This window comes from Bradyrhizobium sp. CCBAU 11361, from assembly GCF_028128935.1.
Taxonomy (GTDB): Bacteria; Pseudomonadota; Alphaproteobacteria; order Rhizobiales; family Xanthobacteraceae; genus Bradyrhizobium; species Bradyrhizobium niftali.
In genome coordinates, this window is record NZ_LBJZ01000161.1 from 14,637 (window position 1) to 28,260 (window position 13,624).

Below are 13,624 nucleotides of genomic sequence, written 5' to 3' on the forward strand. Positions count from 1 at the left end.
GCGTTTTGGCAAAGCTAGAGCATGTTTGCTCCCATTTCTGGTCCCTTCCGGGACAACTTGACTTCGGTTTTCAGCAATTCAGGCCCGGCTCAAATTGGCCATTGACGATACCGGGGACACGTCGCCGGTGGGAGTGCTGCGTAGCGAGACCTGGCCGATCGATCGGGTCTCGTTCGTTGCACCATACATCCATTTCCTTTCCGGCCCCTTCCCGGCGCCGCGCTTTAGCCTCATCAGGGCCTTGTCGGTCCTGAGCTATCGAGCGGCGAGACTGTGTAAATGGCGCATCAAGCGGATTCCTGAGCAATGACATATCCTCTCCATCTTCTTGGCTGGAAAGCATTTCAGGACCTCTGCATTGCGCTTGCCGAGGAATGCCTCCGCCGTCCTGTCCAGAGTTTCCTACCTGGCAACGATGCCGAGCGCGACGGCGCGTTTATCGGCCGATGGGACGGAGACGATCCGGCTGCAGGCGTGTCAACTATCCAATGCAAATTCACGTCGAAGCCGTCGAATCTGACGATGAGCGTGCTCAGTGATGAGCTGGAGAGGCAACAAAGCTCGCTAAGCGGCGGTTGGCAGCCGACTACATCATCCTCACCAATCATGCCGTATCTGGCGCAAGCGAAATCAGGATCAAGGAAGCCTTCGAACAGCAAGGTGCGGGACGCTGTCGGTGTTCGGCTACGATTGGATTGTAAGACAAGTCAGATCTTCGCCGCGACTTAGCGGCTGACCGTCTGCAGGGACGAATTTGCTCACCGAGGAATTGAAGCCCTCGGGACACAGCGCGGCGATGAGATTCTGCGCGAGGATCAATCCAGCGCAAGGCACTCGGCAAGACTCGCTTCATCGGTTGCACGCCCCCCTTTCCCTCGCCTCACGGACTCAGCGCGGTATTTCCTTCTCATCAGAAATCACACCCGGAATGTGAGCGTTGCGTCTTGCTCCCCATCGCCAGACTTTACTAACCACTCCAAGATGCACTAACCACTCCAAGATGCCGATTTCGGCACTCGCCGCTAGGGCCCGGTTGTCTGAACGCTGTTGAGGGCCTCTATGGGGAACATCATCCGCCGATCAATTTCAGCTTGTGATGTTAAGCGCGAGCGCAAGTTCGCTCTTCGCGGCCTGCTGGTCGCGTTTGCGGGCACCTTAGTACCGCCCCCCGCTCAGGTCGCCGGGACTCGATGTGATTGCGGCGTTGTTGGCTGGGGCAGACTTGAGGCGATTGGCGTTGGGCCACGCTTTTGTGCAAACGAGTAACCTGCGGCAGATTGCTGGCCGAGCCCGGTATGCGCTCGACGCCGATTCCTAAATTCCGCAGCGGGATCTCTCCTGGGCAACCGTGACCGCGGCGAGCCCCAACATCACGTCGCCGGTGAATCCGAAATGGAGACGATAGAGCCACCAGATTGCGCAGCACCGGTCGAGATCGTACATGGCGAGCGCGCGCCTTGTTGCTGCGACCATCCGCGACATCGGCTTCATTCCGCGTGTCATCTGGAAACCTCGACGTCTCGGGGCCAGCGCTCTCCATTTGATGACTTTTAGGGCGATGATGGCTCGCTGTCCGGCCCGTGCACCTGCAATGCATCGGGAGCTGAGATTGATGTTCGACATGCCGTTCTTTTCCGCGTTTCGAAGCTGTTTGCGCACACCTATATGCATGCGGTCTTTGCCGTAATCCTACGGCGAAGGTACTGCTTGCAAAACGCCCAGATCTGGTAGTGCCAATTGATAGGATTCCCATCCGATCAATACGCTCACGCGATCGCACTGCTATGCAAAGCCATTTGCGACCCTCGTGGCGGCTACACGACCTTTGCCGGCTCCTTGAGAATACCTCGTGCGTCCGCCAAGACTATCTAGGCTCGCATCGGCAGAGCCAACGCCGTTTCCGAGTAACCCCTCCAGGTCACCGGTTTCGCTTCCCAATTTGCGCGGACCCAGCCGACATCGAGCGCTGGCCCGCGGCCGAGCCCCGTCTGACCGCGCATGCAATTCTCGGTCGCCTCGCTAAGCAACGCCCCGAACAGTTCGGCCCGCACCACACCATCGTGCAGAGCTACTCAGAGGCAAAGCAGCCGAGACGATCATCCCACACGGCTAAAGCTGCGGCGCTGGCCGCGTGTCATGGGCATTCCGCGACGTCTCCAGTTCCTTCCGATCCTGCGCGCTATGGTGCAATCTCGGACTGGCCGGTCGCCGGAGCTACATCGATCAAGCGAAAGTAACATCCTCAGATGAGGCAATACGGGGGCAATATGGCATGCCGGATGACAGGCCGGCGCCACGCAGACGAAATGGCCAGGATGATCGTGCTTCTCGTGGGCTGCCAGTGGGTCCGAGGATGCGTACCCACTGGCGGCGCGAACAATCCACTGTTAGGTGGCGATTGTCTCTCCAGGTAAGGCCACCCGAAGTGATCGCAGGCCTCCAGCCCGGCGCGATCGGTTCACAGCCGGGTTGGCTCCCGTGTAAGCCTAACGAACCCTCCTTCGACTAATTCGGCTTTGTAGGCCCGTCCGTTAAGTAGGATTGTGGTGGAGTTATCTGCGGTCGGCATGAAACCTTCTTCGCGCAGCTTGTCCATTAGGGCAAATGTAGCCCATTGCTGTGCTAGCGGCGTTCCGAAGCGCCGGTTCTCCGGGAAGAACGCTCCGAAGTCCGGTACCCCCGCCTGGCCGGCCCCAACCACTTGGTCCTCCGCAGGGTTATGAACAAGACGAACGCGATTGGACGGATCCAAACCGGCCGTGTAGCGGTGACCTAGGATTTCATAAGTCATCGTCGGCTGGTCCGAGTCCGGCAAGAGACCGCGGTGGAACAGCTTCTCAACCATCGCGTCAGGGGCGCTTTGCGAACCGTGGGAAAATCTTTGGGGAACGGCAAATGAGACATCTATCGCTTCCTCAGGTGCGGCAGGTGATGATGGTCCAGCTTCATTCATGATCTGACTGAACAAATCATGATCTTCCTGCGTCCAGACGTGCGCCGTTGGAGATTCTGGTGAACGGGCATTGTCAATCGGGTTCGGATCCATAAAGCTCTCCTTTCTGTTATGAGAACAAAGGCCTCTTGAAGATCTCCCGCAGGGAATGAGCTGAAGTTCGTCACGAATTCAGACATGGGCGGCTTCGTCATCGAGAGGCCAAGTTCGAGTGTTAAAGAGGCTGGCTTTCGAGAAGCTGACAAGGGTCGAAAAAGAAGACAAACCCGCGGCCGCATCTGCTACGTCTGATCCGATCATCTCCGAGCCAAGTTTCATTCCGCCTGACCTCGCGCGCGGGCCTGCGTCGTGGATTGCGTTCACCTGGCGGTAAAGCTGGTTTGGAGGTCCAGGCGGACCGCGGTCAGACCCAGTCTTGCACCGAACATGTGCATTTCGATCTCTGCCCGCGATCAGTCGTTCAGGCTTACGCTTCGAGCTTACGCTCGGGGCCGCTAACCATAATGGCCGCCATAGCCGCGCCCCTGCACGCGGCGCGCGGCCGGGGATCAGGATGCTTACTCGCTGTCGTAAAATTTGCTCTGCAATGTCTTGAGTTGCGTCGGATGTAACGCCTCTTCAATGCAGCCGAAAAACATCTGGCTTCTTGCATTGACACGCTGCCTATCGGTTGGGCCATGCTCCATGTCGGTTTGCAACGCGCGTACGGCGATCAGTCCTTCGACGGATCCTTGAGCAACTCAAACAGCGTTCGGTTCTGATAGGGATGAAGCCGAAAGTGAGCCAAAGCGACCTTGGCTGAGATCTTCGCATCGCGCAGTGCGTCGGGAAGCGTGAGGAGATCCGCCGTTTGTACCGGCGGGTCGTCGAATTTTCGACGGGCGGTGGTGAACCGGTCGCCAGCCACGCGTCTATGCCGTTTACCACCATTTGGCCGATTTCCGCGAATTGCAGGATGTAATCACCGACAAGCGGCACGGTCTCGCCAAGGCGAGCATCAGCGGCGTGCTCAGCGAAAGCTGCATCCGCGACGCGAAGATTATGCCCGATGACGTGGCGCATCTGGATATTCGGCGTCAAAACCGCAAGCGCTTCCGGTGAAAGCGCCACATGCCCTACGGAGGCCGCCCGTGCCACGTTGACACGCAGGTTCCATGACACACTTCCAACGCTGTCATTCCGCGCCGCCGCCCCGCCGCTGCCGCGCATGCTCCGCACTGGCACTGCTCTTGCTGATGAAACGGTAAACCGACCATTAGCATTGAAAGGTGTGCCGCAATGAGATCCATGGTGTTTCAAAAAAGTGCGGCCGGCATTGCTCTCAGGTACGCACCTCCGTTCTTACTGGGCCGTCTGCTGACACGGCGAAAAACCCTACGGCTGCGCCGAAAGCTGCCGTCCTGGACGGGCCTTGCGCTACTGGTGCTTGTCGTGGACATCCTGATGGCGGTGTTCGCTTGGGTCGCCGTCGGCTTCGTCCTGAACTGAGATGTCTCCCTTATGCAGGCAGAACGCTGCCAGCAGGTAGCCGATCTGGCCGACGAAGAGGCATCCGATGATGACGGACACGCCAGCGAAGAAGCCAAAGCCGGAGGCCTGAAATACGATCGCGGCGAGGACCGCGATTGCCGGAGACACTAGCACGATGGCCCAGACCCGAAAGAACAGGCCCGTCCCCAGTCCGATGATTGCGCTCCCTAGCAGGGCCAGGATAATCGTCACATTTCACTTCCAGTTTGAGTGCGAGCCGCACTGCAATCCATCATCTGGATCGCTCTAACAAGAATGGCGTTGTCCGCCGCGCCGACAATGCGGAGTTAGTGTTAACCTCGACGATGTCCTTAAAATTGATCCCAACGCGGGCCAGACCTCTGAGGGCCTGGTCTCGAAACACCGTGATCGGCCTTACCGCGGCGGACGGCAATCGGCGTTCAGTGTCCGTGCTGCTGGGCTTGCTATCCGCCAAGCACTTAGCTTGGTCAAGGCGAGAAACGCAGCGAGCGCGTTCGCTTTAAGTGAACGCAAAGGCGAGCAGGCTCGAGCAGAGCACCACCAGACCGACCGCGGTCAGTGCCAGGAAGCTGTCGGAGCCAAGGTCACGATTGCGCATGAAACACCCACGATTGCTACGTAGGAGCGAGGGCAGCAGTCCCGCCTTGGCTCGACGAGAGAACAACCGGCCACCGCCTCAAGCGCCTTCTGCCGCCAGGGCTCGTACTAGCTCTCGGGAAGGGGACACCGGCTGGAGGGATGCGGAGATCGTCGTGCCCACACATCACCTCTATTGGCCTGGGCGACATTAGACCTGGCCTTGCGTTCGCATCGCCCGTTTCTTGTGGTGAGCCCGCAGCATTGCTTCGTTCTATCGGATATGGCGCAGGAAAGCGGCGAGATGTCGGGCGTCCACGATCGGCACAAGCTGCGTCATCCTACCGATCTCATCGATAGAGAAAGTCGTCGGCGCAGGCGGCCGTAGCTTACGATGCGTTCGCGTGTCTCATCTTCTGTCGATCTCATACCGCCCCACCGTTTAATTCAGGTTAGCGCACAAGCTGTCATCATGGCAGGTTAGCCGAATTCGGCGATCGATTACAGGCATAGGTCAGTACGCAATGTACAGAACTGTGCCCCGCGTTTGCGGTAAGGACACGGGAGGTCAGCCCAGCGCCCGGCCCTGCCTTAGCCACCGCTAAATAACGAGTTCGGCCACCCCATGCCGCGCCGGACGTGGCGAACTTCAAGAATTTATCTTTTCTCAAATGTTTGCCGCGACCTTCCAGCACTGGCCGCAACGTTAGAGCCAGTCCTGCGGGGGTGCCAGATGAGGACATATCTGAGCTCGTATGTCTCGAAGCTATTCGCGGGGGACCTGGCGGCTTTCGGCGGCCCTGCGACAGATGAAGCGGTCGCAGGGCACATTCGCGCGGAGCAGATCTCCCTCGTGCTCGGTTACTCCCTGGGCATAATGCTGGCCAACGCCTGCAATGCGACGGTGCTTGCAATTGCCCTCTGGCACTCGCCCAACAGAAACTATGCCCTGATCTGGGCAGCTGCCGTGGTTTGCGGCGCGTTATCGATAGGCTTGAAGGCGCGTTTATCACGACGGATTACGAAGCCGCAGTTCGTCTCCCGACAGGCCATGCATCGGCTGGTGCGAAATTCGCTCGTTCTTGGAACCGCCTGGGCGGTCGTTCCGGTAGCTTTCTTCGCCGACGCCTCGAATGGCGGCCAACTCGTGATCACATGTCTTTGCTCCGGGATGCTCGCGGGCGGAGCATTCGCCTTCGCTACGATTCCGGTGGCGGCGGTTGCATTCACGGCCCCGATTTTTGTGGGTACGGCAATCTGCCTCGGCAGAAATGGCGATTTCGTCTATCTGCTCGTCGCTATCCTTGTTGTGGCGTATGGCTTCGTACTTCTGCGCGGCGTTTTCGCCCATTCTTTCGAATTCACGAAACGCACCATTGCTCAATTGGAAACCGAACGGAGGGTCCGGCGGGATCCCCTGACCCACTTGCCGAACCGTTTCGCCTTCAACGAAAGCCTCGAAGCTGCCCTCAACCGGTTGGCTCGCTCGGGCGAGGAATTCGCGGTTTTTCTCCTTGATCTCGATCGCTTTAAGGAAGTGAACGACAAATTCGGCCACCCCGCAGGAGATGAGTTCCTCGTTCAGGCCGCGGCGAGACTGCAACGATGCGCGCGTGAGACCGATACCGTCGCGCGGATCGGCGGGGACGAATTTGCGCTGATCGTGACCAATCTGGCCAAAGTAGAAGACGCGTTGGAAATCGCCGAGCGCTTCGTTGGCGCTTTCGGCGAACCATTCCTGATCGAAAGACGCGAGATCGCGGGCGCGACGAGCGTCGGAATCGTGTTGGCCCCGCGCGACGGCAATACGCCTAATGAGCTCCTAAAAAATGTCGACCTTGCGCTCTATCGCGCCAAAAAAGCGGGGCCCGGAACGGTTCGCTTCTTTGAGGCCAGCGACGACAAATCAGCGCGCGATCGCAGGGCGCTGCAACGGGATCTGGAGGAGGCGATCGGGAAAGACGAGCTTTTTCTCGTCTACCAACCGTTCTTTGATATTCGCGAGAACCGAGTAACCGGATTTGAGGCCCTGCTGCGCTGGCAACATCCTGTCCGTGGAGTCATTTCGCCGGCTGAGTTCATTCCAATTGCCGAAGAAACCGGCTTGATCCACCCGATCGGTGAGTGGGTGGTCCGACGCGCCTGCTCGACGCTGTCGAACTGGCCCTCTGATCTCAGGGTCGCCGTGAATTTCTCTGCAGCTCAATTCCATAACACCAGCATCCTGCAAACAATCGTGCAGGCCCTGGCGGAGGCCAGAGTTGCCCCTAGCCGCCTTGAAATCGAAATAACGGAGTCGATGCTGATTTCAAAGTACGGGCCGGCATCATCGATCCTGAATTCACTCCTGCAACTGGGGGTGACGGTGGCGCTCGACGATTTCGGAACAGGATTTTCGTCGCTGACCTATTTGCTAAAATTGCCTTACACCCGCATCAAAATCGATCAGTCCTTTATACGCGACATGCTGACACGGCCGGATAGCGCGGCGATCGTAAAATCAATAATCACGCTGGCGCAGGATCTGCACATTGGCGTGGTCGCGGAAGGCGTCGAGACCACCGAGCAGCTCGGGTGTTTGCGCCAAACCAGCTGTGATGAAGTCCAAGGATATCTCATCGGTCGGCCGGTATCAGCCGACCGCATCTTCGCCCTGCTCGAAAATAAGCAATGGTCGACGCCTGCCGCTTGAAACGCCTTGTGCAAACCGACCGACGCTCATGCCGCGTGAGGCGCTGGCATCGCTAGCGGAATCAATGACAAGATAGGTATGTGACCGACTTGCGATATCACCCTACGGCATCCAAGTCCGCGCCGTGGCGTTTGCTCTATGGAAAGGGGCGCGCTACTGATCGGATTGGATATTCACCAGTATCTCGCCGGCGACGATTTCGGGGTCTCCAAGATGGAGATCATGCAGACTCGCTTGAACGAACTCCATGACCTTTTTGTTCGCTTCATTGGCGCTTTCGCGATCCTCGAATATCATCACTGCGACACCGACGCCTTTACCTCCGTCCAGGACATAGTACGACTTGAATCCATGCGATTCCCTTAGGATTTGACCGACGCCGCTTTTCGCGCGGCGGGCGGCATCCGCAACCGAACGAACATTGGTGTACTTGCGAATGACCACGTACATTGAAGCACCACGCGTCTCATTTCCATCCTACGTATCAAAGCATATTAGGTCGGCGCCGGACTAGGTCCTAGTTCCAAGGCCGGGCATGTTGCGACTTGGCTATATCAAAACCGAGCATGAAGGATCCCGCATCCAAACCAGATAGACGTCGCTGCGGCTGGAGCGACACGCGATCGTTATTCGGAGGCAACGGACGTAGATGGTGCTTTTTGAGTATCACGTGATACCAAATCTGGGACTAGACACGACACAGCGCCAAATGGATGACCGAGGAGGACTATAAGTATCTTCTGCGAGGCGATATCCTGGGTCTTCATTAGGACGGACCGTCGAATCTTCGTTCACCTTGCGCGAAAGACTTTTTGTTTCGCGGAAGACCTTTTGCCCGATAGATAGAAATGCCTGCCTACCGCTCAACGAACAGTAATTCATCGCGAAACGAGACCGCATCGCAGAATTTTAGCCTGCCTTGCAAGACCGACCCGTTACCATCGACGGTTGGCGGCGGATGATCCGCGCCGACGTTCAACTACGGACGCCGCGAAGGTCTCATTTTATTCAAGAACCTTATGCTAACTGGTACCTGATCGTCGCGGCCGGATGTACGCCGTGGCATCACGAGCCGCGGCTTTCGTGCCGGGGTTTTTCGCGTGGAGAGGCTCCAAAATCAGCCGCGTCATCATTGCTTGGGTGAGGCATCTGAACAGTGGGCTCGTCTCGGACGCTATTCATGGAGAAACCGCTCGTTAGAGTGAATTTCTTGAATGCTGAGACAGTCTTCTACGATCAAAAACTTTCATTTGGTCACATCTGAACGACGGCATCCTCTCCGACAGGATCGCGATCGAGCCAAAATCGAGGTCCCTCAAACCAGACTTTTTCTGCATCGCCAGAACTGGGATCACCGACGTGCAGCGCACGAATCGGAGCTTTGCCGGGCGGCAGGCCTTCGAGCCGCCACGTCTTCTCCAGCAGGAAACACGGATGTGCTTGACTGTGCATGTCAGGAGACTTGTCCCCGGACCCCGGCTTGCTGCAACAGCGGTAGCACAGCTTCGCCGAAAAATTCGAGATCTTCGCGAAAATCATAGAACGAAATCTGCATCCCGTCGCAACCCGCCTTGTTCAGGGCGATGAGCCAGTCCGCAACCTGCTCTGGGCTGCCAATCAGGTGCACGTTTCCGCCGAGTATGCGCTCGTGCGGCACATGATTGTTCCAAGCCTTGCTGTCGCCACTCTTGAAGTGGTTGGCGTACCCGGCGGCGGCTTCCGTGTCCGCCAGGCGGATGATGTCGTCGTAATAGGCCCTCGCCTCTGCTTCCGTCTCCCGGCAAACGATCATCGGATTGATAATGGTGCGAATGTTGCGGCCCAAACTTAGCGCCTCAGCCTTGAGTTTGGCCGTATGAGCTGGCAGCGCCTCGACTGCACGCTCGACGTTGGCGCCGGCAGGACTGGTGATGAAAGCGAGATCCGAGTGCCGCGCTGCGTAGGAAAATCCCGCTGGTGATCCGGTTGCGCTCACAAGAATGGGCCACCCGTAGCGAGGCTTGGGACGCACGAACGCGTCCTCAAGACGCCAGAATTGACCTTCATATGTGAAGTTATGCTCCGATTGCCAAAGCCGCTTCGCAATGGACATGAACTCATCCGCCATCTCGTAGCGAAGGTCATGCTCCTGGCGGCGCATGCCGAACATGAGCGGCTCTGCTGGAGAGAACCCGGTCACGACATTTATGCCGAAGCGTCCCTTCGAGATGTGATCGGCGGTGGCCGCGAAACGCACTAGATGCATCGGGTGCCACGGGCCGCAGAGGATGTGGATAGTCGAGAGCAACAGCAATCGTTTGGTGAGGGCCGCGAGCGCCGTGACGGTCATGAACGGGTCGATCGAATCTTCTCGAAACCGGATCTTGCCGCCATAGCCGCCTGCACGAACCCATTCCGACAAGCCGAAGACCAGATCGAAGCCCAGTTCCTCGGCTCGAAGCGCGAGCGCTGCGTTGTAGTCGAACTCCCACGATGTCGAGCGAGGTGCCGCGGATGCGGACCAGCCTCCACTTTGTGTCGGCAGGAAAAGGCCGAGGATCATCGGCTGGCGCAGCACGCGCGCGAGCGGACTATCGTCGAAGTCCGCCGGGGAAGGCGTCCCGTGGAGACGAGGATCTAGATTCATTTCAGTTCCGATTCAGGACAGCGGTGACGTTGCGGCCATTCAATTTCACACCGTCAGCCCACGATCCTGATCTTGGCAGGATCCGAGAAATCGCCGGTTGCGATCTGCTTTTGCGCAATCGTGATGGGCCCGCGGTCATAGTAAGGCGCAGCCTCAAGGCGGGCCGTCAGCAGCCTCTGCTCATGCAGGAAGTCGAGAACCCTTTGACTTTCCAATATTTCTGCATCGGAGACGGCAAAATCGAGCGATTTGACGTCCTTGACCGGCGCGCGCAGGTAACGATCGGCATCGGTTGCCGCCCGCAACAGGCTGGCGTCCAGCCGGGACGTCTGCGCAAACCATTCGTCAGCCTGGGTAAGATTGTTCGACGTCCACCATACTGCCAAAGTCCATGCCTTGAGAAAACGGATCGCCGCCTCTTCTCCATTGCGAGCGAGCCAGGGTCCGCTCAATGCTTGAATGCCGGAGGCACCTTTTGGATCGCGCCACAGCTCCCTGCCGATCTTCTGCTGCAACAATCTTTCGTAGGTCGGATCCCACGTCGTGACGGCATCGACAAGCCCGCTCTTCAAGGACTCGGCCTGCTCGGCAATATCTTGGTTGATGATCGTGATATCCTTGAACGGCTCCTTGATCCCGGCCGCGACCACCGCCTGAATGCTTCGGGGAAACACGGTGGTTCCGAAGGGCCCTGACAGTTTCACTCCTTTCAAGTCGACCAGCGTTGTGCCCTTGAAGTCGTTGCGGACGACGATACCGAAGCGCTGATCATGCGTCCGGTGCAGCACCTTGGAGCCCGGGATGCGGGAGATTGCGCGCAAGGTGGGCGCGTCCGCGGCATAGATGTTGTCGATCCTGCCAGCGACGGCCGCTTCACCCAGCGGTCCGCCAAAGGTGAAGGTCTTGAACTCGGCCTCTATTCCGTTGAGTTCGAGAATGTTCGTATGGCGCAACGCCTCGAAGATTTGACCACCGCCGGCCCACAGGCTCTGATAGCCAAGCGTGATCCTGCTCAACGGTTTGCTCTGGGCGCTGACGATTGCCGGTCTCGGGAAGCCTGTGGCAAGGCCGCCAATGGCGGTGCCCGCGCCGATCAGGAACGTTCTGCGTCTCATGAGATCACCTCATCCAATGGTTTAAAGAAATTCAATCGGGCAGCCGCCGGTGCAACGAAAGTCGACGCTCGATAAGCAACATCAAGCTGTTCATGGCAAATCCAATCAAGCCGATCACGAGCATGCCTGCGAGAACCTTCTCGGTCTCGATCGTGGTCCGCGCGAGCTGGATCATGTAGCCAAGGCCTGAAGTCGCCGAGACCAATTCGGCAGCGATGACGCAAGTCCAGCCGGTGCCGAGCCCTATGCGCATTCCGGTGAGGATATGCGGTAGCGTCGCTGGCAGCAGGACCTGGCGGATGAACAATCCGCGCGGCGCACCGAAGCAACGAGCGACGCGGACGTAGACATCCGAAAGTGAGCGCGCACCATCGTAGGTACTGGTGAAGATTGGAAAGAACGCGCCGAGCGCGATCAGGAACCAGGCGGGTCGATCGCCGAGGCCGAACCACAGAATCGCGATCGGAATCCATGCAATGACGGAGATCGGACGAATGACCTCGATCAGCGGAAGCACGTAGCGGGCCAGCACCGATAAACGCCCTAGCAGAAGGCCGAGACCAACCCCTACGACAGTTGCGATCGAAAAGCCGACTAGGACCCTGAGGATGCTGGCAGAGACGTCGCACCACAACATGCCGGCGCGCGCGAGATCTAGCACCGCGGCCCCGATCGCGGAGGGCGGCGGGAACAGGTTTGCGTTGATCATCGCGGACCGAACACCGATCTCCCACAGGACGGGCAGCACCAGCAGCGGCACGAAATACTTCACTTGCGCCAAGGGGAACGTGGCCGGCTTGGTTTTGACGAGATCAGTGAGGGCGCTGCCTGGCTCCTGCGAGCGAGCGCCGGCCTGCAACAGCGACATCAATGACGCTCCGCTGTCGGAGTGACCCGACCCAGCAAATCCAGCACCTCGTGCTTGAGATCAAGGAATACGGAATCCCGGACGCGAATCTCAGGCGCTCGTGGGCGTGGGATCGCTATGTCAACGACGGAGTGGATGCGCCCGGGCCGAGATCCCATCACGACCACCCGATCGCTCAGGAACACGGCTTCCTCGACATTGTGCGTGATCAGAACGAAGGTCTTGTGGGCGCGAGACCAAATGGCGAGCAGTTCCTCCTGAAGCCGGTCGCGTGTCAGCGAATCCAGAGCCGCAAATGGCTCGTCCATCAAGACGACGTCAGGGGCCGGAGCCAGGGCTCTTGCGATGCTGACCCGCTGCCGCATACCCCCTGACAATTGAGACGGATACGCCTTCTCGAATCCATCCAGGCCGACGAGCGAAATGAAGTGACGGACACGAGTGTCTCGCTCGGTTGCGGATAATTTCTCCGCACCCAATCCAAAGGCGATGTTGTCCGCAACGCTTAGCCAGGGAAATAGTGCATAGTCCTGAAACATCATCGTGCGATCGGGGCCGGGGCCGGCGACTTCGGCCCCCTCTTTGAGCACGCGTCCGGACGTCGGCTTGACGAAGCCGGCGACGAGGTTCAGGAGGGTCGTCTTTCCGCAACCGGACGGACCAATGATCGACAAGAATTCGCCGGCTTGTATCTCGAGGTCTACCTCTTGAAGCGCCAGAAACAGCTTCCCGTCGCTCTTCTCGAAATGCTTAGAGACAGATTGTAGGGCGAACATCCGATCGGCTTCTTTGATTTCGAACCAGGATAGCCATTATCCATCCAGACCCGCGAGAGGTGTTTTCAATTTTCGCCCATAACGTATGACGTCCATGCTGAACCGTGACGGCGAGGAAGCATGAACGCACTTGTTCTCGACAGCGAAGGTGAGATTGATCGATGCCGGAGTGTGCCAGCGCACCTTCTCTGGACAAGGGTTGGTATCCTCCGGACCTTAGTCAGCAGTGCAGCCAATGTGTTTCCAGGAGAACCTGTCAAACCAACCGCGTTGTTTGGTGATTGCACTCGGACCGGCTCGCGCGCGAGCCTGCCATCTTTACTTTTATTGATTTTCCTGATGTTCATGCAACAAGCTGCATCGTCAGCAACGGAGTGATCATGCCCTCTCAAATTGAGTCTCAGGACGGCTCGAACGAAATGAAGACTGTTTCGAGACGTATTCGCAACGGAAGTGAACGCGCTTGGACGGCCATTGAACGGCATAAATTGCGAGGGTTAATTGAT

12 protein-coding genes are annotated in these 13,624 nt (G+C 58.1%); 2 read left to right on the forward strand and 10 right to left on the reverse strand.

The window, feature by feature from the left end; all coding sequences use genetic code 11:
- Positions 1-1,314: 1,314 nt before the first annotated feature.
- The 3 genes from XI08_RS15370 to XI08_RS15380 form a co-directional block, all read right to left on the reverse strand.
- Positions 1,315-1,623 carry a hypothetical protein gene (locus tag XI08_RS15370; RefSeq protein ID WP_271575024.1) on the reverse strand — a complete coding sequence of 103 codons (309 nt, stop codon included), beginning with the start codon at positions 1,621-1,623 and terminating at the stop codon, positions 1,315-1,317.
- Between the two features lie 835 nt (positions 1,624-2,458).
- Entirely contained in the window at positions 2,459-3,046 is a 588-nt protein-coding gene (locus tag XI08_RS15375; RefSeq protein WP_271575025.1) for a hypothetical protein, read from the reverse strand.
- Positions 3,047-3,665: 619 nt separating this feature from the next.
- Complete coding sequence (locus tag XI08_RS15380) at positions 3,666-3,860, reverse strand: hypothetical protein (RefSeq protein ID WP_271575026.1); 195 nt, start codon at positions 3,858-3,860, stop codon at positions 3,666-3,668.
- 23 nt (positions 3,861-3,883) lie between these two features.
- On the opposite strand from XI08_RS15380, the gene XI08_RS15385 reads away from it, so the two are divergent.
- Positions 3,884-4,054: a hypothetical protein gene (locus XI08_RS15385; RefSeq protein WP_179880042.1), complete on the forward strand. Its 171-nt coding sequence runs from the start codon at positions 3,884-3,886 to the stop codon at positions 4,052-4,054.
- Positions 4,055-4,369: 315 nt separating this feature from the next.
- On the opposite strand, the gene XI08_RS15390 is transcribed toward XI08_RS15385, so the two are convergent.
- Complete coding sequence (locus XI08_RS15390) at positions 4,370-4,675, reverse strand: hypothetical protein (protein ID WP_271575027.1); 306 nt, start codon at positions 4,673-4,675, stop codon at positions 4,370-4,372.
- Between the two features lie 1,099 nt (positions 4,676-5,774).
- Here XI08_RS15390 and XI08_RS15395 point away from each other — a divergent pair.
- On the forward strand, positions 5,775-7,733 hold the full coding sequence (locus XI08_RS15395; RefSeq protein WP_271575028.1) for a putative bifunctional diguanylate cyclase/phosphodiesterase: 1,959 nt from the start codon (positions 5,775-5,777) through the stop codon (positions 7,731-7,733).
- Positions 7,734-7,886: 153 nt separating this feature from the next.
- On the opposite strand, the gene XI08_RS15400 is transcribed toward XI08_RS15395, so the two are convergent.
- The 6 genes from XI08_RS15400 to XI08_RS15425 all read right to left on the reverse strand — a co-directional run bounded on the left by XI08_RS15400 (position 7,887) and on the right by XI08_RS15425 (position 13,118).
- Positions 7,887-8,183, reverse strand: coding sequence for a hypothetical protein (locus XI08_RS15400; RefSeq protein ID WP_271575029.1), 297 nt, complete (start codon positions 8,181-8,183; stop codon positions 7,887-7,889).
- Positions 8,184-8,987: 804 nt separating this feature from the next.
- Complete coding sequence (locus tag XI08_RS15405; protein ID WP_271575030.1) at positions 8,988-9,185, reverse strand: hypothetical protein; 198 nt, start codon at positions 9,183-9,185, stop codon at positions 8,988-8,990.
- 1 nt (position 9,186) lies between these two features.
- The gene (locus tag XI08_RS15410) at positions 9,187-10,359 is read right to left on the reverse strand and encodes an LLM class flavin-dependent oxidoreductase (protein ID WP_271575031.1); all 1,173 of its coding nucleotides are present in this window, start codon (positions 10,357-10,359) and stop codon (positions 9,187-9,189) included.
- Between the two features lie 53 nt (positions 10,360-10,412).
- Positions 10,413-11,375 carry an ABC transporter substrate-binding protein gene (locus tag XI08_RS15415; protein ID WP_271575032.1) on the reverse strand — a complete coding sequence of 321 codons (963 nt, stop codon included), beginning with the start codon at positions 11,373-11,375 and terminating at the stop codon, positions 10,413-10,415.
- A gap of 130 nt (positions 11,376-11,505) precedes the next feature.
- A complete protein-coding gene (locus XI08_RS15420; RefSeq protein ID WP_271575033.1) occupies positions 11,506-12,342 on the reverse strand; it encodes an ABC transporter permease in 837 nt (278 codons plus the stop codon).
- Positions 12,342-13,118: an ABC transporter ATP-binding protein gene (locus XI08_RS15425; protein WP_271575034.1), complete on the reverse strand. Its 777-nt coding sequence runs from the start codon at positions 13,116-13,118 to the stop codon at positions 12,342-12,344. Before XI08_RS15425 ends, XI08_RS15420 begins: the two co-directional genes overlap by 1 nt.
- Positions 13,119-13,624: the final 506 nt, after the last annotated feature.